The following is an 18,090-nucleotide window of genomic DNA, read 5'->3' as shown; positions in this document are numbered from 1 at the left end:
CATCCCTTCCAGCGGCCTACGCGGCCGCTGTCTCCTGCGGCCACGCGACCTTCGTGTGCGCCTTGAGCTGCGCGGCCGAGTACTCGACCGGCATGCCGAGGCGGTGTGCCCCGGCGACGGCGAGCGCGACCGCGTCCGCCACGTTGTGATCGGGCACGTGCGCCCCGGGCACCAGCGCCCGCACCGCGTCCAGCACCGGCGCCTTCGCCGCCGCGGACGACTGCCCTTTGCGTCGGCGCGGCATCCCCTTGCCCCACGCCAGAACCGCGCGCGTCTGCGGGTCGACCATCACGACCGGGCCGCGGGCGCAGAGCTGATCGATGAGCATCCACCGCAGCCCCGACCGCTCGTCGGCCTTCCCCGAGAACTTCGCCTGCGGTGCCGGCCCCTCGACCACCGACAGGTCGACGGAGAACGGGACGAGCGCGAGGATCTCGCGCAGCATGATCCGGATGCGGCGACGCTCGGCCGCCGGCGAGGTGTCGGCGGGGACGGGCGCCTTCGCCCGCCACGTCTGCCAGCTCACGCCGTCACCCGCGAGCGCGTCACCGAACTCGACCGTCGCGCATCCCGAGCACGTCAGCGACGTATCGAACGCTGCGACGATCATCGGACGCCGCCTCGGTGGCACGCGCAGCCCTCGCACCCGTCGCAGGCGAGGTGCTTCCCGTCCATGCAGTCGAGCGACTCGCGGGCAGCGGGCCGGTGGCTGAGCCCCGAGAACCACAGCGCGTAGGCGACCGCGATCACGATCAGCGCCACCATGACGATCCAGTAGGCGAGCATCACGAGGTCCGGTGCCGTCAGCGTCCGCACCCACTCGGCGAACGCGACCAGGGCTGGGACCCCGACTACGAGGCCAGCGACGATCGCGCCACCGACCAACCAGCGGCGAGCCTCGGCGAGCGCGCGGTTCACGCGGCACGCTCCGTCGACTCTGCCGCGGCCGCTGCGAGCGCCTTCTCGGTCTCGACGCGGACGGCGATGTCGACGAGCACCTCAGCAGCGGCCATGAGCGCCTCTTCGCGCGTGACCTGCACGGGTGCCGAGGTCGTCATGACGCCACCGCGACGTGCTCGACCGGGGCCTCCTCGGAGACGACGACCTCACCGAGGCCGAGGCCGAATGTCTGCGCGATCTGGATGACCGTGCGCAGGTTCGGCTCGCCGCCCGTGCGGAGTCGATCGAGCGTCGCGCGGCTGATGCCGATGGTGCGAGCGAACGCGTCGTCGGTGCGGATGCCGGCGTTGTCCTTGAGCCGCTCGAGCAGGTTCGGACGGATCCGAATCGTCGGCTGGCTCGTTGCCGCATCAAGTGAATGAGTCATGAGTCGATCGTCTGATACATGATTCACTGTGTCAAGCCTGTGAAACATTTGTCTTGCAGATGCATCGCCGATGCCTCATGCTTGAGACATGAACCTCGCCATGAAGTGGATTGACGAAGTCCGAGGAGCCGACTCATTGCGCGAAGTCGCACGCCGTGCGCGCGTGCATCAGGCCACGCTGAGCAGGCAGATCAACCTCGACCAGCTCACATTCGAGTCGGTCCGAGACATCGCGCGCGCGTACGAGCGGCCGGTGTTGGCCGACCTCATCGCGACTGGTCACCTCGCGCCCAGTGATGCCGGAGTCGGCGACATCGACACCGCGCTGCGGGCTGCGTCGGACGAGCAGGTGGTGTTGGAGATCGGCCGGCGACTTGGTGTCGTCGAGCTGTCGCCCCTGTTCGATGCGCCGATCAGTGAGGCGGTCGAGCGGGCGGGCGAGGTCATCCACGCGCCCTTCGGTGTCGGTGCCTCATCGGAGGATGAGCCGACCATGAAGCAGCCACCGGCACGGCAGGCCGATGCGGCCAAGAACGGCACGCGGAAGGCCGACAGCGCTGAGCACGCCGACTAGCCGTTCCGGATCGGGGGAACTATGAGGAGACTTCTGCGCCACGCGGCGAAGCTGGGAGTGACCGTCCACAGCGCACGGCTCGAGCAGGGGGTGCTCGGGGAGTACTACGCCGACGAGCGGGAGGTCTACTTCGACCTCAGGCTGACTCCGGCGGAGCAGCGGTCCGTGCTCGCCCACGAGCTGGGGCATGCGTTCCACGGTCACCGCTACCAGTGCGCCGACAATGCGGTCGCCGAGCGCCAGGCCGACATCTACGCCGCACGACTGCTGATCGATCCCGAGGAGTACGCACGCCACGAGCGGGTGAACCCCGATCAGCACTACCTCGCTGAGGAGCTCGACGTGACGGTCGACGTCGTGTACGCGTTCGAAGCTCATTGCCTGCAGCGCGTGCGCGGGATCACGTACGTGCGGCCGAAGATGGGCCTCGGCCAGTGGGTCTACCGGGCGGAGGTCGGCGCATGAGCTGTTCCCCCGCGGTGTGCGACTCGCTGACGCGCGAACTCGTCGCCGCTGGCTCGTCGCCTGACGCTTCCCATCCGATCCGCATACGGGGCGCTGAGCAATGAGCCCCGCCCCGATCCGTATCGTGCGGCCGCGGCGGCGCGCGCTCGGCCTCATCCGTGTGTCGATGGAGAAGGACGGCGGCACGTCTCCCGACATCCAGCGGCACACCATCCAGTCGTACGCAGATGCCCACGAAGTCGACATCGTGGGGTGGATCGAGGGTGTCGACGAGCGGAAGTACTCCGGATCGCGCGAGGACTCACTGTGGTGGCCGAAGCTGGACGACGCGATCGACCGTGTCGAGTCAGGCGAGGTCGACCTGATCCTCGTGTGGAAGTTCTCTCGCACCGCACGCAACCGGCTCAAGTGGGCGATTGCTCTCGACCGCGTCGACAGCACGGACGGCGAGCTGATTGCGGTGACCGAGCCTGTCGAAGCGGCCACTGCATCAGGGAAGCTGTTCCGCGGCATGACGGGCGAGTTCAACGCCTACTACGCCGACCTGATGTCGGAGTCGTGGAAGGACACCCACATGCGCCGCCGCCGCGCCGGCCTCACCGCCGAAGGCGGACCCCGCTACGGATACGTCAAGCAGCCCGACGGCACGTACCTGCCCCATCCCGAAGAGGCGCAGCTTCTCGCGCAGATGTACCGGCGCTACCTCGCCGGCGACGGGTACACAAAGATCGTCGCCTGGCTGAACCGCTCCGGGCACCTCACCCGAAGCGACCGGCCGTGGTCGCGCGTCGTCCTCACTCACATGCTGGATGCCGGGTTCGGCGCCGGGCTGCTCATCCACAGGAAGGTCGGCAAGGGCGGCAAGCGCGACTGGCGCATCGCGACCGCCACCTACCACCCCGGCGCGCACCCCGCCGTCATCACCGAGGCCGAGTGGACCGAGTACCGCGACCGTCGCCTTCAGGCCCCCGAACCCTCCCGCGTCATCGCGGGGAAGTACATGCTGACAGGCCTGATCTTCTGCGGCGACTGCGGCGCACCGATGCACGTCGGCAACCAGGGACTCAAGGACTACAAGTGCTCACGCGCCGCGCAGCAGCGCGACGTGAAGGGCATGTACATGACGCGAGCGCTCGTCGAACAACGCGTCCGCGAATGGGTCGGCGAACTCGCGACCGACGTCGACAAGCTCGCGGCCGTCGCCGCCGCACACCGGGCGCGCACCGTCGTGCGCCTCGACAACGTGCAAACCCTCGACAAGAAGATCGCCGACATCAAGCAGCAGCTCGGGCGCCTCGCCGTCCGCTGGTCTGCGCAGAAGATGTCCGACGCCGCGTACGACGCCGCGACCACACAGCTCGACGCCGACCTCGAAACCTATGAGCAGCGGCGGCGGGCCGCGACACCGCGCCAGCGCGTCGAGGTCGACCCGACGAAGATCCTTATCGAACTGGACCAGCGGTGGGAGGACGCGACTGCCGACGAGCGGCGCCGGCTACTCCGCACCGTCGTGCGCCGGGTGGACATCGTGAAGCCTGCGCGTCAGGGCATCGGTGTGTGGCGCGAGCGTGTCGTCATCACACCCACGTGGGCTCCTGTCGGCTAGCGCACAACACCGTGCAGCCGGGAGCCGTCCGGCAGCGAGGCATCCACGAACGGCTGGCTCAGATCGACGCGCCGGCCGCTGGACTGCAGCATCCGTTCGACGAGGTCGCGCACCGCCGTGTCGGTGAGGGTCAGCGGCGTGAGCTTCGCGACACCGCCGCGCGCGACGAAGATGCGGTCGGGCGCGTTGATCCACAGCTCCTCGACCGTCGGGTCGTCGAGGAACGCCTGCAACGGCCCGTACCCGGCGACGACGGCCAGCACGTCGCGCACGCAGGCGGCTTCGTCGTCGACGGTCGCGAGCCCGCGGGCGAGGGCGTAGTCGTTGTGGCGACGCACCTCGTGCCGCGCCACCTGGGCGGCGAACTCGGGGTCGCGCGTCGGGTCCGAGCGCTCGGCGCGCAGCCGCTCCCGCACCCGTTCCGCGACCAGGGTCGCAACGGGGGTGGTCGGGGAGGTCACCGGAGCATCCTCGCAAGAAACGCAGATGCGGCCGGAAAGTTATCCACAGACGTGCGCGCGCCGGCGGGGTGGAGCAGGATGGAACCCACCGACGAAGGGACGATGATGACGCAGGCGAAGAAGGACCTCTCCCCCCGGGTGCAGGCAGGGCTGGGGCTCGCCGGGATCGTGCAGGTGGCCTTCGCGTTCCTCGCGTTCTGGGATCTCGCGCACCGCGACGCCGACGAGGTCCGGGGACCGAAGGCCGCGTGGATTCCGGCGATCCTCGTCAACTGGATCGGGCCCGCGAGCTACTTCCTGTTCGGCATCCGCCGCTGACGGCACAGCGTCGGCTCGCAGCCGTTCCGGGGGTCAGCCCCACAGCCGATCGTCAGGCGCCTCAGTAGACTGAAACCCACTCGCGGGAGTGGTGAAATCGGCAGACACGCAGGATTTAGGTTCCTGTGCCTTCGGGCGTGTGGGTTCAAGTCCCACCTTCCGCACGCGAACTCTCGCGCCCTCCGCCGACAACGACGGGATAAACCGTGCACGCTGTTCCTACCGCCCTGATCCCCTGGCTGGATCCCGAGATGATCATCTCGGCCGCAGGACCCTGGGCCCTGCTGGTCGTCTGCTTCATCGTCTTCGCCGAGACCGGCCTGCTCATCGGGTTCCTGCTGCCGGGCGACACGCTCCTCGTGATCTCGGGACTGCTCTCGCACCCCTCCCCGCAGGCGCCCCACGGCGTGTTCGGACTCAGCGTGTGGTGGGTGGCGCTGCTCATCGGCGTCGCGGCGTTCATCGGCGGCGAAGTCGGGTACTACATCGGCCACAAGGGTGGACCTGCGATCTTCGAGCGCAAGGAATCGGGCCTGTTCAGCGTCAAGAACGTCGAACGCACCAACGCGTTCTTCGAGCGCTTCGGCGGCGTCACCGTCATCCTGGCCCGCTTCGTGCCCATCGTCCGCACGTTCGCGCCCGTCGCCGCCGGCGTCGGCCACATGAACAAGTGGATGTACACGCTGTACAACTTCATCGGCGCGGTGCTGTGGGGCTTCGGCCTCACGATGTTCGGCTACCTGATCGGGTTCATCCCGCCCGTGGCCACGTTCGTCGAGAACTACATCGACCTGATCCTGCTCGCCGCGGTCGGCGGCACCGCGGTCGTCACGCTGTGGCACTACCTGCGCGAGCGCAGCAAGGCCCGCAAGGAGGCCGCTGCCGGCATGGATGTCGTCACCGACCACGCCGAAGCCGAGGCGCTCGTCCTCGACCCCGAGGTGTTCGAGCGCGGCCCCGAGCACGGCGAGGCCCCCAAGGCCTGATCCACCGCGGGCGTCAGGAGGCCTTCTTCTTGGCGCCCTTCTTCGCAGCCGGCTTGTCGGCGGATGCCTCGGCCTCGCTCTTCGCGGGGGCCGGGGCATCCTTCGTCTTCCCCGCCTTCGCGGCGCCGCCCTCGCGGGCCGCGCGCGACTTCTCGACGCTGGCGCGCAGCGCGGCCATGAGGTCGATGACCTCGCCGCCGGTCTCTTCTTCTTCCTGCTCGCCGAACGTCTCGGACGTGTCGAGCGCGTCGCCCTTCTCGAGCTTCGCCTCGATGAGGGTGCGCAATTCGTCCTGGTACTCGTCGGTGAACGCCTCGGGATCGAAGTCGCCCGCGAAGCTCTCGACGAGGGATGCCGACAGCTCGAGCTCCTTCGCCGAGATGCGCACCGGCTCGTCGAGGGCCGGGAACGCGGCTTCGCGCACCTCGTCGGCCCACAGCAGCGTCTGCAGCACGAGCACGTCGTCGCGCACGCGCAGCGCCGCCAGCCGGGTCTTCTGCCGCAGCGAGAACCGCACGATCGCGGTGCGGTCGGTCTGCTCCAGCGTCCTGCGCAGCAGCACGTACGCCTTGGGCGACATCGAGTCGGGTTCGAGGTAGTACGAGCGGTCGAGCATGAGCGGGTCGATCTGCTCGCTCGGAACGAACTCGACGACATCGATCTCGCGGCTGCGCTCGGCGGGCAGCGAGTCGATGTCGTCCTTGGTCAGCACGACCGTGCGCTCGCCGTCGTCGTACGCCTTGTCGATGTCTTGGAACGCGACGATCTCGCCGCACACCTCGCACTTGCGCTGATAGCGGATGCGGCCGCCGTCCTTGTTGTGCACCTGATGCAGCGAGACGTCGTGGTCCTCGGTCGCGGCGTAGACCTTGACCGGGACGTTCACGAGGCCGAACGTCAGGGCACCCTTCCAGATCGCTCTCACCCCACCAGTGAACACCAGGCCGCCGACAGCGAGCCACCCCCTTGCGCGACGCGGCGCCAGTAGCCTGGCCCCATGGCGGGCGACGAGCAGCTGGTGCGCATCGACGGCCGCCGCCTGCGCCTGACGAACCTCGACAAGGTGCTGTATCCCGAGACGGGCACCACCAAGGGCGAGGTGATCGACTACTACTCGCGCATCGCGCCGCTCCTCATCCCGCACGTCGTCGGGCGTCCGGTCACCCGCAAGCGCTGGCCGGAAGGCGTCGACCATCCCGAGTTCTTCGCGAAGGACCTCGAGCGCGGCGCGCCGTCGTGGGTGAGGCGGATGCCGATCCCCCACTCCACGGGCACCAAGGACTATCCGCTCATCGGCGATGTGCCGACGCTCGTCTACCTCGCCCAGGTGGCGAGCCTGGAGCTGCACGTCCCGCAGTGGCGGTTCACTCCTGACGGCGATCGCGGCGACGCCGACCGCCTGGTGCTGGACCTCGATCCCGGCCCCGGCGTGGGCCTGACCGAGTGCGCCGCCGTCGCCGGCTGGGCGCGCGAGATCCTCGTGGCGACGGGGCTCGAGCCGTACCCGGTGACCAGCGGCAGCAAGGGCATCCACCTCTACGCGGCGCTGCCGCCGGGTCACTCCACCGAGCAGGCGTCAGCGGTGGCGAAGGAGCTGGCCCGGTCGCTCGAGGCCGACCACCCCGACCTGGTGGTCAGCGAGATGGCGAAGGCCGCCCGCGGCGGGCGCGTGTTCATCGACTGGAGCCAGAACAACGGCGCCAAGACGACCATCGCCCCCTACTCGCTGCGCGGTCGCGCGCATCCGACGGTCGCCGCGCCGCGCACGTGGGACGAGCTCGACGACCCAGGGCTGCGGCACCTGCTGTTCGACGAGGTGCTGGAGCGCGCGGCGGCGATCGGCGACCCGATGGCCGCGCTCGGGTTCCACGCCGGCGGGCGCGAGGCCGCCGACGGCCCGCTGGCGGCCTACATCGCGAAGCGCAGCGCGTCGCGCACCCCCGAGCCGGTGCCGTCGAACGCGCTGGGCGCGGCATCCGCGTCGGGAGAACTGCCACGCTTCGTGATCCAGGAGCATCACGCGACCGCCCTGCACTGGGACCTGCGCCTGGAGCGCGACGGCGTCCTGGCCAGCTGGGCGGTGCCGCGCGGCATCCCTCCCACCACCTCGCGCAACAGCCTCGCCGTGCGCACCGAGGACCACCCCATGGAGTACGCGACGTTCGAGGGCACGATCCCGCGCGGCGAGTACGGCGCGGGCAGCATGACGATCTGGGACGACGGCCGCTACGAGCTGGAGAAGTGGCGCGACGACGAGGTCATCTTCACCGCCGAGGGGCGCCCCGGCGGCCCGCTCGGCCGCGTACGGCTTGCGCTCATCCGCACGTCGGGGCAGGGCGAGAAGTCGCAGTGGCTGCTGCATCGGATGAAGACGGATGCCGGTGGCCGGCCCCAGCACGACGGCCCTGTGGTCGTCGCGTCCGAGCAGGCCGATGTCCCGCGCGGCGACGCGGCACGGACGGACAGGGCGCCGACCGAGCCTGCGCCGATGCCCGCCCCCTCCCAGCTGCGTCCGATGCTCGCCACCTCGACGACCGTCGGCCTCGCCCGCTCCGCCGCCCGCGAGTGGGCCGAGGCGAGCGGCTACGGCGAAGCGTGGGTCGAGATGAAGTGGGACGGCATCCGGGCCATCGGCGTCTGGGACGGACAGCGCCTGCGGCTGCGCGCCCGCAGCGGCAACGACATCACCGCCAAGTACCCCGAGCTCACCCGTGTCGCTGCGGGACTCGGCCCCGAGCCGGCCGTCGTCGACGGCGAGATCGTCGCCCTCGACGCCGCCGGACGCCCCAGCTTCCCCCGGCTGCAGAGCCGCATGAACCTCTCCAAGCCCCGCGAGATCGAGCGCGAAGCGCCCCGCACCCCCGTCCACTACTACCTCTTCGACGTGCTGGCGCGGGGCGCGGCGGATGCGGCATCCCTCCCCCTGCAGGAGCGCCGGGGACTGCTGGAGGAGCTCGGCGGCCACGCGATCCCCGCGATCGTCGTGCCGCCGGTGTTCGACGACGTCGACGACGCACTGGCCGCCTCGCGGCGGTTCGGGCTCGAGGGCATCGTCGTGAAGAACCCCGCCTCGGCCTACCGCCGTGGGCTGCGGTCGGAGGACTGGCTGAAGCTCAAGCTGACCCGCACGCAGGAGGTCGTGATCGGCGCGATCCGCCCCGGAAAGGGCGGGCGCTCGGGTGCGATCGGCTCACTGCTCGTCGGGATCCCGGATGCCGCGACCGGCGGCATCCGGTACGCGGGGCGCGTGGGGTCGGGGTTCTCGGACGCGACCCTCGCCACGCTCGAGAGTGTGCTCCGGCCGCTGCGGAGCGACGAGAACCCGTTCGAGGGCGTGCCCGACCTCGACGCGCGCGACGCGCTGTGGGTACGGCCCGAGGTCGTCGGAGAGGTCGAGTTCGCGGAGTTCACACCGGGTGGCATCCTGCGCCAGGCGCGCTGGCGGGGCCTGCGGCCCGACAAATCTCCGCGGGAGGTGCGGCCCGAGCCGCCCGGGTCCTGACTCGACCGAAGGGGGTCACGCGTGCGCGTCGTGCTCGACGTGCCCCGCCGGTTCGAGCTGGAACGTGGAGTGCTCGACGTCGAAGTGCTCCGACAGGCAGTTCTGCAGGCCGCTCAGGATGCCGGCGGCCCGTCCGTCGGCGAGCGCGTCCTCGTCGACCACGACGTGGGCGGTGAACACCGGCGCGCCGCGAGTCAGCTGCCACACGTGCACGTCGTGGACGTCGACGACGCCCGGAGTGCGAAGGATGTGCGCACGGATGTCCTGCACGTGGGTGCCCTTGGGTGCCGACTCGGCGAACACCGAGACGACCTCGCGCAGCAGGCTGAACGCCCGCGGGACGATCATGGCGGCGATGAACAGCGACGCGATGGCGTCGGCCTGGTTCCAGCCGGTGGTGACGACGACGATCGCCGCGACGATGACGGCGGCGGAGCCGATCAGGTCGCCCAGCACCTCGATGTAGGCCCCGCGGACGTTGATGCTGTGCCGCTGCGCCGAGCTCAGCAGCCACATCGCGACGCCGTTCGCGACCAGGCCCACGATCGCGACCACCAGCATGAGGCCGCCCTGCACCTCGGCGTCGGCGGGGTGGAGCAGGCGCGTGACGCCTTCGAACGCCACCCACGCCGACAGCAGGATGAGGATGATGCCGTTGACGAGCGCACCGAAGACCTCGGCGCGCTGATACCCGAACGTGCGGCGGTCGTTGGCGGGCCGCGCGGCGACCGTGCTCGCGATCAGTGCGACCACGAGCGCCGCCGCGTCGGTGAACATGTGGGCGGCGTCCGCGAGCAGCGCGAGCGACCCCGACAGCGCGGCGCCGACCACCTGCACCACCATGACGGTGGAGGTGATCGCGAGCGAGATCGCGAGCAGCCGGCGATTGCCGGAGCCTCGGATCCCGGTGGGCGCGTGATCGTGCATGTGCCCAGGCTAAGCCCGGGCCGGCAGCGGGAAGCGCTGTCCTCGCTAGTCGGGAATGATCGTGATTCTCACTCGCAGCGCCGCGCCGGCGGCATCGACGTCACAGCGACGAGAGCAGCGGTGCGAGCGCGATGAACGCCCGCGAACGGTGGGATGCCGCGTTCTTCTCCTCGGCCGTCCACTCGCCGACACTGCGCTCGGCGCCGGGCTCCTGACCGTCCGGCACGAACACCGGGTCGTACCCGAACCCACCGCGGCCCGAGGGCGCCGCCGCGATCCGGCCGGGCCACACACCCTCGACCACATGCTCGGCCGGCTCGCCGCCGGCGGAGGACGGCACGACGAGCGCGATCGTCGAGACGAACTGCGCGCCGCGGTGCGGGTCGGCGATGTCGGAGATCTGATCGAGCAGGAGGTTCAGGTTGGCGATGGCATCCTTCGCGTGACCGGCCCAGTAGGCAGAGAACACGCCCGGCGACCCGCCCAGCACGTCCACGCACACGCCCGAGTCGTCGGCGAGCGCCGGCAGCCCCGTGTGGGCCGCCGCGGCGCGGGCCTTGATGAGCGCGTTGTCGGCGAACGTCACGCCGTCCTCGACGGGTTCGGGCCCGTCGTAGCCGACGACCTCGATGTCGGGGCGCGTCGCGGCGACGATCGCCTGGAACTCCTCGACCTTGTGCGGGTTGTGCGTGGCGAGGACGATCCGGCGCGGCCCCTGCGGCAGGCCCAGGGTTCCGGTCACGACTCGGTGGCCAGGACGGCGGCCTGGATGTCGCGCAGCGACGCGCAGCCGTTGACGCCGAGCTCCAGCAGCGCGTCGAGCTCTCGCTTGTCGAACGGCGCGCCCTCGGCGGTGCCCTGCACCTCGACGAACAGGCCGCGGCCGGTGACCACGACGTTCATGTCGGTCTCGGCGCGGACGTCCTCCACGTACGCGAGGTCGAGCATGGGCTCGCCGTCGATGATGCCGACCGACACCGCAGAGACGGAATCGAACAGCACGTTCGCCTTCTGCCCGATGAACTTCTTGCCGCGGCCCCACTCGATCGCGTCGGCGAGTGCGACATAGGCGCCCGTGATGGCGGCCGTGCGGGTGCCGCCGTCGGCCTGCAGCACGTCGCAGTCGATGACGATCGTGTTCTCGCCGAGGGCCTTGGTGTCGACGACGGCGCGCAGCGCCCGGCCGATCAGGCGCGAGATCTCATGCGTGCGCCCGCCGATCCTGCCCTTGACGCTCTCGCGGTCGTTGCGGCTGTTGGTCGCGCGCGGCAGCATCGCGTATTCGGCCGTCACCCATCCCTTGCCCTTGCCGGTCAGCCATCGCGGCACGCCGTTCGTGAACGACGCCGTGCACAGCACCTTCGTGCCGCCGAACGAGACGAGCGCCGACCCCTCGGCCTGGGCGCTCCAGCCGCGTTCGATCGTGACGGTGCGCAGCTCGTCGACGCGGCGGCCGTCGGCACGGGTGATGTCGGTCATGCGGATTCTCCTCTGGGGACGGGAACGGTTGCCTCGCCGAAGCGGGGCAGGTCGATGGCGCCTGTCTGCACGAGCCGCACGTCGGTCACCTCGCGGCCCATCAGGCGATGTGCGAGACGCAGGAAGTCGTCGGCCGAGGCTCCGGTGGCCTCGTAGACGTGCCGGGGTGCGGCATCCGTCCCCGCGAGGAGGTCGCGCGAGACGAGCTGACGGTAGACGTCCTTGGCGGTCTCGGTGTCGCTCGACACGAGCGACACGTCGGGACCCATGACGTAGCTGATCGCGCCCTCGAGGAACGGGTAGTGGGTGCAGCCGAGCACGAGCGTGTCGACGCCGGCGTGCCGGAGCGGTGCGAGGTACTCCTCGGCGACCGCCAGCACCTCGGGCGAATCGGTGACACCGGCTTCGACGAACTCCACGAAACGCGGGCACGCCTGCGCGAAGACCGTCAGGCGCTCGTTGACGCCCAGCATGTCCTGGTAGGCGCCCGAGCCGATCGTGCCCGCCGTGCCGATGACGCCCACGCGCCCGTTGCGGGTCGTCGACATCGCCGTGCGCACGGCCGGGTTGATCACCTCGACCACCGGCACGTCGTACCGCTCCCGTGCGTCGCGCAGCACGGCGGCCGAGGCCGTGTTGCAGGCGATCACGAGCATCTTCACGCCCTCGTCGACCAGGTCGTCGAGCACCTCGAGCGAGTAGCGGCGGACGTCGGCGATCGGCTTCGGTCCGTACGGCGAGCGCGCCGTGTCGCCGATGTAGAGGATCGACTCCCGGGGCAGCAGCGCAGACACGGCCCTCGCGACGGTGAGTCCGCCGACTCCGGAGTCGAAGATTCCGATCGGCGCGTCGTTCACGATGCTCCAGCCTACGCCAGGCGCTCACTAGGCTGACCCGCATGGGTGATTCGAACGCTCTGCTGACGGACCGCTATGAGCTCACGATGCTCGACGCCGCGCTCCGGGACGGCACCGCCCACCGCCGCTGCGTGTTCGAGCTGTTCGGCCGTCGACTGTCGGGCGGACGCCGCTTCGGCGTGGTCGCCGGCACCGGTCGGCTGCTGTCGCTGCTGCGCGACTTCCGCTTCCGGGACGACGAGCTGCGCTTCCTCCGCGACGAACGGGTGGTGGATGCCGCCACCCTCGCCTTCCTCGAGGGCTATCGGTTCACCGGATCGATCTCGGGGTACCGCGAAGGCGAGCCCTACTTCCCCGGATCGCCGCTCTTGACCGTCGAGGGCACTTTCGCCGAGGCCGTGGTGCTCGAGACGCTCGCCCTCAGCGTCCTCAACCACGACTCCGCCGTCGCGACCGCCGCCGCGCGCATGAGCCTCGCCGCGGGCGACCGGCCGCTCGCCGAGATGGGTTCGCGCCGCGCCGGCGAGTCGTCCGCCGTCGCCGCGGCCCGCGCGGCGTACATCGCCGGGTTCGGGGCGACCTCGAACCTCGAGGCGGGGCGGCGGTGGGGCATCCCGACCATGGGGACCGCCGCGCACGCCTGGACGCTGCTGCACGACACCGAGGAGGATGCGTTCCGCGCCCAGATCGCCGCGCACGGAGTCGGCACGACGCTCCTGGTCGACACCTACGACATCCGCACGGGCGTCGAGACGGCGATCCGCGTCGCGGGCACCGGCCTCGGCGGCGTCCGGATCGACTCCGGCGACCTGCCCACCGTGGCGGCCCAGGTGCGTGAGCAGCTCGACGGGCTGGGCGCGACGGGCACCCGCATCACGGTGACCAGCGACCTCGACGAGTACGCGATCGCGGCGCTGGCGGCATCCCCTGTCGACGCCTACGGCGTCGGCACGTCGGTGGTCACCGGATCGGGAACCCCCACGGCAGGCATGGTCTACAAGCTGGTCGCTCGCCAGGACGCGGCGGGCGGCTGGGTGGGCGTCGCGAAGGCGTCGACCGACAAGGCCTCAAAGGGCGGGCGCAAGGCCGCCTTCCGCACCCTCGACGCCGGCACCGCCACGAGCGAGCTCATCGTCGTGTCGGACGGCTTCGAGGCGCTCGGCACCGCCGCGTCGTACCCGGACGCCCGGCCGCTCCAGGTCTCCCTCGTCGTCGACGGAGAGTCGGATACCGCCCACGAGGGCCCCGCGGGTGTCGAGGCGGCGCGGGCGCACCACCTGCGCGTGCGCGAGGAGCTGCCCGTGCGGGCGCTCGCGCTCAGCCGGTCCGACCCTGCGATCCCGACGGTCTACGTCGACGCCGAGTAGCCGCCGGCCGCCGTCGAGGTCGCTGAGCCTGTCGGAGCGTCAGCTGCCGAGCGACTCGTAGATCTCTTTGCAGGTCGGGCAGACCGGGAACTTCTCGGGGTCGCGGCCAGGGGTCCACTTCTTGCCGCACAGTGCGCGCACCGGCTTGCCGGTGATCGCGGATTCGAGGATCTTGTCCTTCTTGACATAGTGCGAGAAACGCTCATGATCGCCCGGCTCGATCTGCTCTTCGCGCAGGAGCTCTTCGAGCTCGCGATCGAGGGTCGCGATACCGCCCTGGTCGGGGCTGTCAAGGGGCGTGCTCATGGTCTGCCAGTGTAGTCGCGGCCAGCCCCTCCCGGGGTGGGTCGACACGACTCAGGTGGACTCGGCGAACTCCATCAGGCGTCCTCCGCGACGTTCGAACGCGATCGAGCCGATCACGACCCCGACGACCAGCACGCCCAGCCCGATCGCGAGCCCGCCCCACAGCGCGGTCGTCGCGGCCTCGGCGTCACCGTCGAGCGCGAGCCAGCCGCACCACACCACCGGTGCCGACAGCACCAGCACTCCGGCCATGACGACACCCTGCGCCACCGCTCCCCCGGCGCCTGTGCGCTGCGGCTGCTGGAACGGGCTCTCGCCCGGCCGCGACACGGCATACGGCGCCACGACTGACGAGATGCTCGACAGTCCGAGGCCTGCCAGGAAGAGGACGGCGCTCACGCCGGTGAGGGCCGGAAGGATCGCCCAGCGACCGTGCAGCGCCGTCGCCACCGGCACGGCGACAGCCAGCAGCGGGATTCCCACGAGCAGCACCGGCACGAGGCGGCCGACGCGATCCGACACTCCGCGCACACCGCCCGAGATGTGCATCCAGATCGCCGTCGAGTCGTAGGCGACGTCGTCGTGCGGCAGCCAGCCGAGGAACAGCGCGGCGAACGGCACGGGCACGAGCGCGACGATCTCGGGCGGCACTCCCGCGATCAGCAGCGGCACCGTCGTGATCGCCGCGGCGACGGGGATCACGAGGGCGTTGACCACGTAGCGGCGGTCGCCGAACCAGTAGACGAGGCTGCGGGCCGCGATCGCGCCGCCGGGCGTGCCCGGCGCGACGCCGAACCAGCCGAGCCCGGCCCGCTCGCGCCCGGTGCCCGGACGCTCCGTGGTCGTGAGCAGACGCCGGACCGCCCACAGCCACAGCAGGCTCAGCGCGACCACCGTCGCGACGGCCACGAGGGCCACGAGCCAGACGGATCGCCCCGTGGCCACGGCGCCGGGAAGCGCCCACGCCGCGCCGAAGGGGGTCAGCGCGAGCGCATCGACGGCCTGCAGCAGCTGCTGAGGCACCGCGCCTCGCCATTCCAGCGACGCCAGGAAGACGCCCACCGGCACGACGACGACGAGGACGACGAGGACGAACACGCCCGAGAGCTCGCGAGAGCGCCGCTCGCGGAGGAAGAGCGACGCCACCGCTCCGCACACGCGGGCCAGCAGCGAGCAGGTGAGGACGCCCAGGATCACGCTGATCACGCCCATGGCGACGGGTACGCCGCGGTCGGCCCAGACGATCGCCGAGCACACGGCCACCGCGAGAAGCGCGAGGATCGGGACGCTGATGAGCCCGGCAACCGCCAGCACCGCCGACAGCCGCCCGCGTGACAGGCCGAACAGGGCGAACCGCCGCGGGTCCAGCGGATCGTCGATGGCTCCGAAGAGGGGCGCGAGCGCGAACCCGAGCGTGACGGCCGAGCCGCCCAGTACGGTGACCGTCAGCACGGTGTCGGTCGAGGCATCCCGCATCGTCAGCAGGGCCCAGCAGGCCGCGGCCGTGGCGACGACGAGCGCGATCAGCCCGAGCACGACACGGACGACGTGCCCGGTATGGCCGCGCAGCGCGCCGAACAGCAGCGCGAGCCTCAGCCGGAGAACGTGTGCAGCCACTCCAGGCCCTCCACGTCGCTGAGGCCGCCGGCGAGCTCCACGAACCGCTGTTCGAGTGTGAGCTCGCCGCGCACCTCGTCGACGGTCCCCTCGGCGAGCACCTGGCCCGCCACGATGACCGCTACGCGCGTGCAGACGCGCTCGACGAGCTCCATGCCGTGGCTGGAGAGGATCACCGTGCCGCCGTGCGCGACGTACGCGGAGAGGATGTCGAGGATGATCGCGCTGGAGACCGGATCGACGGCCTCGAACGGCTCGTCCAGCACCAGCACACGCGGCGAGTGGATGAGGGCGCCCGCCAGCATCACCTTCTTGAGCATGCCCGCGGAGTAGTCCGAGACGCTGCGCCCGAGAGCATCCTGCAGATCGAACGCGCGGGCGAGGTCGGCGGTGCGACTCTCGACGACCGCCGGCGGCAGTCCGCGCAGCACGCCGTAGTAGTAGAGGAGCTGGCGACCGGTGAGCCGGTCGAAGGTGCGCAGCCGATCGGGCAGGACGCCCATCAGCTTCTTCGCCGCGAGCGGGTGGGCTGCGGCATCCACCCCCGCCACGTGGATCGTGCCCCGATCGGGCTCCAGCAGGCCGGCGATCATCGACAGCGTGGTGGTCTTGCCGGCGCCGTTCGGGCCGACCAGGCCGTAGAACGTGCCGGCCGGCACGGTGAGGTCGATGCCGTCGACCGCGTGCGTGCTGCCGAAGCGCTTGGTGACGCCGCGCAGCACGAGCGCATCGCCCGCCGCGGCGGCCAGTGTCGGCACGACGATGGACTCGGGAAGGGATGCCGTCTCGGCGGGGTCCGCGGCCGCCTCGGGCTCCGCCTCCGCAGGCGGGACCGAGACGGGCTCTGCCACCGGAGGCGCGGGCGGCGCGGGCGCGACGACGGGTGCCGGTTCGGCGACGGCGACGGGCTCCGGCGCCTCGACCGGCTCGGCGACCTCGGGAGCGGGCTCGGCGACGGCGGGGACGCGCTCGGCGACCTCGGGAGCGGGCTCGGCGACGGTGGGGACGCGCTCGGCGACCTCGGGAGCGGGCTGTGCTTCCGCGGCCGGGGCCTCCGCGGCGGGAGTGTCGGTGTCCGGGACTTCCGCCGCAGCGCCGTCGCCCGCGTCGGCGCGCGGCTCGGCGGGCAGCGGCGGTCTGGGCGGCACCACGATGGCGGCGGCGACCGATGCGGCGATCTCCAGATCACTCGGCAGGGGCGGCGGAGGGCCGGGGTCCACCGGAGCGGCGGCCGCGCGCTTCTTGCGCGGGGCGGACTTGCCGCCCTGGCGCGATGCGCGAGCCGGACGCCGCGGCTTCTCGGACGGCTGCGACACCGAGTCCGAGATCCGCACGACGCGCGCGCTCGAGTGACGGTCCGGCTCTTCCGGATCGATGTCGTTCGGCACCGGGAGGGAGGCTGTCACCGCACCAACGTATCAAGCGGGCCTGATCGCGGGGCAGATCGTGTCGCCGAGTCTCTGCAATTGCGTTATGTCACGAAACGGCAACGGGAGCCGCTCATTCTGCACCTTTTCAGTTGCCTTCGATACCCTGGTCCAGGCACGAAGGGGTGTCGCGCCGGTGAACCGGCAGTGAATCACGCACTTCAGGAGCAGATTTTGACCCTTCAGACCGTCATCCTCGCAGCCGGAATGGGCTCGCGTCTCGGACGCAGCCTTCCCAAGCCGCTCACCGAGCTCAGCGACGGCCGCAGCATCATGCAGCAGCAGCACGACAACATCCGTGCCGCGTTCGGCAGCGACGCCAAGATCACGACCGTGGTCGGCTACCGCGCTGAGACGATCGTCGAGGCGTTCCCGCACGTCGACTACGTCTACAACGACCGGTACGACCAGACCAACACGTCCAAGAGCCTGCTGCGCGCGCTCGCGAAGACGGGCCGCAGCGGCGTCCTCTGGATGAACGGCGACGTCGTCTTCGATCCGCGCGTGCTCGGCCGTGCGATCGAGCTCATCGAGCGCGACCAGTCCTTCGTCACCGTCAACACCTCCAAGGTGAGCGACGAAGAGGTCAAGTACACCGTCACGCCGGAGGGCTTCATCAAGGAGCTGTCGAAGACCGTCAAGGGCGGCATCGGCGAGGCCGTGGGCATCAACTACATCTCCAGCGCCGACAAGAAGTCGTTCATGCGTCATCTGACCCGCGTCGACGACCAGGACTACTTCGAGCGCGGCCTCGAGCTCGCCATCGCCGAGGACGGCGTGCTGCTCGAGCCGCTCGACATCTCGGACCTGTACGCCGTCGAGGTCGACTTCGCCGAAGATCTCGAGCGCGCGAACCTCTTCGTCTGATCCG

At 70.7% G+C, this 18,090-nt stretch carries 21 protein-coding genes and 1 tRNA gene; 9 read left to right on the top strand and 13 right to left on the bottom strand.

The genetic code is table 11. From position 1 onward, the window contains the following. Positions 1-16: 16 nt before the first annotated feature. Genes ACFWJ8_RS00355 through ACFWJ8_RS00340 form a run of 4 tightly spaced genes read right to left on the bottom strand, consistent with a single transcriptional unit; the run spans position 17 to position 1,327 of the window. Complete coding sequence (locus ACFWJ8_RS00355; RefSeq protein ID WP_378807656.1) at positions 17-610, bottom strand: hypothetical protein; 594 nt, start codon at positions 608-610, stop codon at positions 17-19. After that, positions 607-918 carry a hypothetical protein gene (locus ACFWJ8_RS00350; protein ID WP_378807654.1) on the bottom strand — a complete coding sequence of 104 codons (312 nt, stop codon included), beginning with the start codon at positions 916-918 and terminating at the stop codon, positions 607-609. The genes ACFWJ8_RS00355 and ACFWJ8_RS00350 overlap by 4 nt, the downstream gene beginning before the upstream one ends. Beyond that, positions 915-1,058 (bottom strand): hypothetical protein, encoded by a 144-nt coding sequence (locus ACFWJ8_RS00345; protein ID WP_378807652.1) that lies wholly within the window; start codon positions 1,056-1,058, stop codon positions 915-917. Before ACFWJ8_RS00345 ends, ACFWJ8_RS00350 begins: the two co-directional genes overlap by 4 nt. Beyond that, the gene (locus ACFWJ8_RS00340) at positions 1,055-1,327 is read right to left on the bottom strand and encodes a helix-turn-helix domain-containing protein (RefSeq protein ID WP_378807650.1); all 273 of its coding nucleotides are present in this window, start codon (positions 1,325-1,327) and stop codon (positions 1,055-1,057) included. The genes ACFWJ8_RS00345 and ACFWJ8_RS00340 overlap by 4 nt, the downstream gene beginning before the upstream one ends. A gap of 88 nt (positions 1,328-1,415) precedes the next feature. On the opposite strand from ACFWJ8_RS00340, the gene ACFWJ8_RS00335 reads away from it, so the two are divergent. The 3 genes from ACFWJ8_RS00335 to ACFWJ8_RS00325 all read left to right on the top strand — a co-directional run bounded on the left by ACFWJ8_RS00335 (position 1,416) and on the right by ACFWJ8_RS00325 (position 3,972). Next, entirely contained in the window at positions 1,416-1,901 is a 486-nt protein-coding gene (locus ACFWJ8_RS00335; protein WP_378807648.1) for a hypothetical protein, read from the top strand. A 21-nt stretch (positions 1,902-1,922) separates the two neighbouring features. Beyond that, positions 1,923-2,366, top strand: coding sequence for an ImmA/IrrE family metallo-endopeptidase (locus tag ACFWJ8_RS00330; RefSeq protein WP_378807646.1), 444 nt, complete (start codon positions 1,923-1,925; stop codon positions 2,364-2,366). A gap of 100 nt (positions 2,367-2,466) precedes the next feature. Beyond that, positions 2,467-3,972 (top strand): recombinase family protein, encoded by a 1,506-nt coding sequence (locus ACFWJ8_RS00325; RefSeq protein ID WP_378807645.1) that lies wholly within the window; start codon positions 2,467-2,469, stop codon positions 3,970-3,972. Here the strand turns inward: ACFWJ8_RS00325 and ACFWJ8_RS00320 are convergent. Beyond that, positions 3,969-4,433 carry a hypothetical protein gene (locus ACFWJ8_RS00320; RefSeq protein ID WP_378807643.1) on the bottom strand — a complete coding sequence of 155 codons (465 nt, stop codon included), beginning with the start codon at positions 4,431-4,433 and terminating at the stop codon, positions 3,969-3,971. The genes ACFWJ8_RS00325 and ACFWJ8_RS00320 overlap by 4 nt on opposite strands. A 78-nt stretch (positions 4,434-4,511) precedes the next feature. Here ACFWJ8_RS00320 and ACFWJ8_RS00315 point away from each other — a divergent pair, with 78 nt between their 5' ends. The 3 genes from ACFWJ8_RS00315 (at position 4,512) to ACFWJ8_RS00305 (ending at position 5,737) form a co-directional block, all read left to right on the top strand. Then, the gene (locus ACFWJ8_RS00315) at positions 4,512-4,751 is read left to right on the top strand and encodes a PLD nuclease N-terminal domain-containing protein (protein WP_378807641.1); all 240 of its coding nucleotides are present in this window, start codon (positions 4,512-4,514) and stop codon (positions 4,749-4,751) included. A gap of 82 nt (positions 4,752-4,833) precedes the next feature. Continuing rightward, a tRNA-Leu gene (locus ACFWJ8_RS00310) sits at positions 4,834-4,915 on the top strand. A gap of 87 nt (positions 4,916-5,002) precedes the next feature. Continuing rightward, positions 5,003-5,737 (top strand): DedA family protein, encoded by a 735-nt coding sequence (locus ACFWJ8_RS00305; RefSeq protein WP_378808637.1) that lies wholly within the window; start codon positions 5,003-5,005, stop codon positions 5,735-5,737. A 13-nt stretch (positions 5,738-5,750) separates the two neighbouring features. Here the strand turns inward: ACFWJ8_RS00305 and ACFWJ8_RS00300 are convergent, their stop codons facing one another. Beyond that, a complete protein-coding gene (locus ACFWJ8_RS00300; protein WP_378807640.1) occupies positions 5,751-6,662 on the bottom strand; it encodes a Ku protein in 912 nt (303 codons plus the stop codon). 72 nt (positions 6,663-6,734) lie between these two features. Between ACFWJ8_RS00300 and ACFWJ8_RS00295 the strand changes: the two genes are divergently transcribed. Next, positions 6,735-9,239: an ATP-dependent DNA ligase gene (locus ACFWJ8_RS00295; protein ID WP_378807637.1), complete on the top strand. Its 2,505-nt coding sequence runs from the start codon at positions 6,735-6,737 to the stop codon at positions 9,237-9,239. 15 nt (positions 9,240-9,254) lie between these two features. Here ACFWJ8_RS00295 and ACFWJ8_RS00290 read toward each other — a convergent pair whose 3' ends face one another. The 4 genes from ACFWJ8_RS00290 to murI form a co-directional block, all read right to left on the bottom strand. Next, entirely contained in the window at positions 9,255-10,166 is a 912-nt protein-coding gene (locus ACFWJ8_RS00290; protein ID WP_378807635.1) for a cation diffusion facilitator family transporter, read from the bottom strand. 100 nt (positions 10,167-10,266) lie between these two features. Further along, positions 10,267-10,908 carry an RdgB/HAM1 family non-canonical purine NTP pyrophosphatase gene (gene rdgB, locus ACFWJ8_RS00285; RefSeq protein ID WP_378807632.1) on the bottom strand — a complete coding sequence of 214 codons (642 nt, stop codon included), beginning with the start codon at positions 10,906-10,908 and terminating at the stop codon, positions 10,267-10,269. After that, positions 10,905-11,645 (bottom strand): ribonuclease PH, encoded by a 741-nt coding sequence (rph, locus tag ACFWJ8_RS00280; protein ID WP_378807631.1) that lies wholly within the window; start codon positions 11,643-11,645, stop codon positions 10,905-10,907. Before rph ends, rdgB begins: the two co-directional genes overlap by 4 nt. Continuing rightward, positions 11,642-12,502 (bottom strand): glutamate racemase, encoded by an 861-nt coding sequence (gene murI / locus ACFWJ8_RS00275; RefSeq protein WP_378807629.1) that lies wholly within the window; start codon positions 12,500-12,502, stop codon positions 11,642-11,644. Before murI ends, rph begins: the two co-directional genes overlap by 4 nt. Positions 12,503-12,543: 41 nt before the next feature. Between murI and ACFWJ8_RS00270 the strand changes: the two genes are divergently transcribed. After that, a complete protein-coding gene (locus ACFWJ8_RS00270; RefSeq protein WP_378807628.1) occupies positions 12,544-13,869 on the top strand; it encodes a nicotinate phosphoribosyltransferase in 1,326 nt (441 codons plus the stop codon). Positions 13,870-13,908: 39 nt separating this feature from the next. Here the strand turns inward: ACFWJ8_RS00270 and ACFWJ8_RS00265 are convergent, their stop codons facing one another. Genes ACFWJ8_RS00265 through ACFWJ8_RS00255 form a run of 3 tightly spaced genes read right to left on the bottom strand, consistent with a single transcriptional unit; the run spans position 13,909 to position 17,198 of the window. After that, entirely contained in the window at positions 13,909-14,175 is a 267-nt protein-coding gene (locus ACFWJ8_RS00265; protein ID WP_378807626.1) for a DUF3039 domain-containing protein, read from the bottom strand. A 51-nt stretch (positions 14,176-14,226) separates the two neighbouring features. Further along, positions 14,227-15,792, bottom strand: a complete 1,566-nt coding sequence (locus ACFWJ8_RS00260) for a hypothetical protein (protein WP_378807624.1) — start codon at positions 15,790-15,792, stop codon at positions 14,227-14,229. Next, positions 15,768-17,198: an ABC transporter ATP-binding protein gene (locus ACFWJ8_RS00255; RefSeq protein WP_378807622.1), complete on the bottom strand. Its 1,431-nt coding sequence runs from the start codon at positions 17,196-17,198 to the stop codon at positions 15,768-15,770. Before ACFWJ8_RS00255 ends, ACFWJ8_RS00260 begins: the two co-directional genes overlap by 25 nt. A 195-nt stretch (positions 17,199-17,393) precedes the next feature. Here ACFWJ8_RS00255 and ACFWJ8_RS00250 point away from each other — a divergent pair, with 195 nt between their 5' ends. Further along, positions 17,394-18,086 carry an NTP transferase domain-containing protein gene (locus tag ACFWJ8_RS00250; protein WP_378807621.1) on the top strand — a complete coding sequence of 231 codons (693 nt, stop codon included), beginning with the start codon at positions 17,394-17,396 and terminating at the stop codon, positions 18,084-18,086. Positions 18,087-18,090: the final 4 nt, after the last annotated feature.

Origin of the sequence: Microbacterium sp. NPDC058389 (genome assembly GCF_042722305.1) — a bacterium.
In the GTDB taxonomy this organism is placed as follows: Bacteria; Actinomycetota; Actinomycetes; order Actinomycetales; family Microbacteriaceae; genus Microbacterium.
This window is presented reverse-complemented; position numbering and strand designations above follow the sequence as displayed.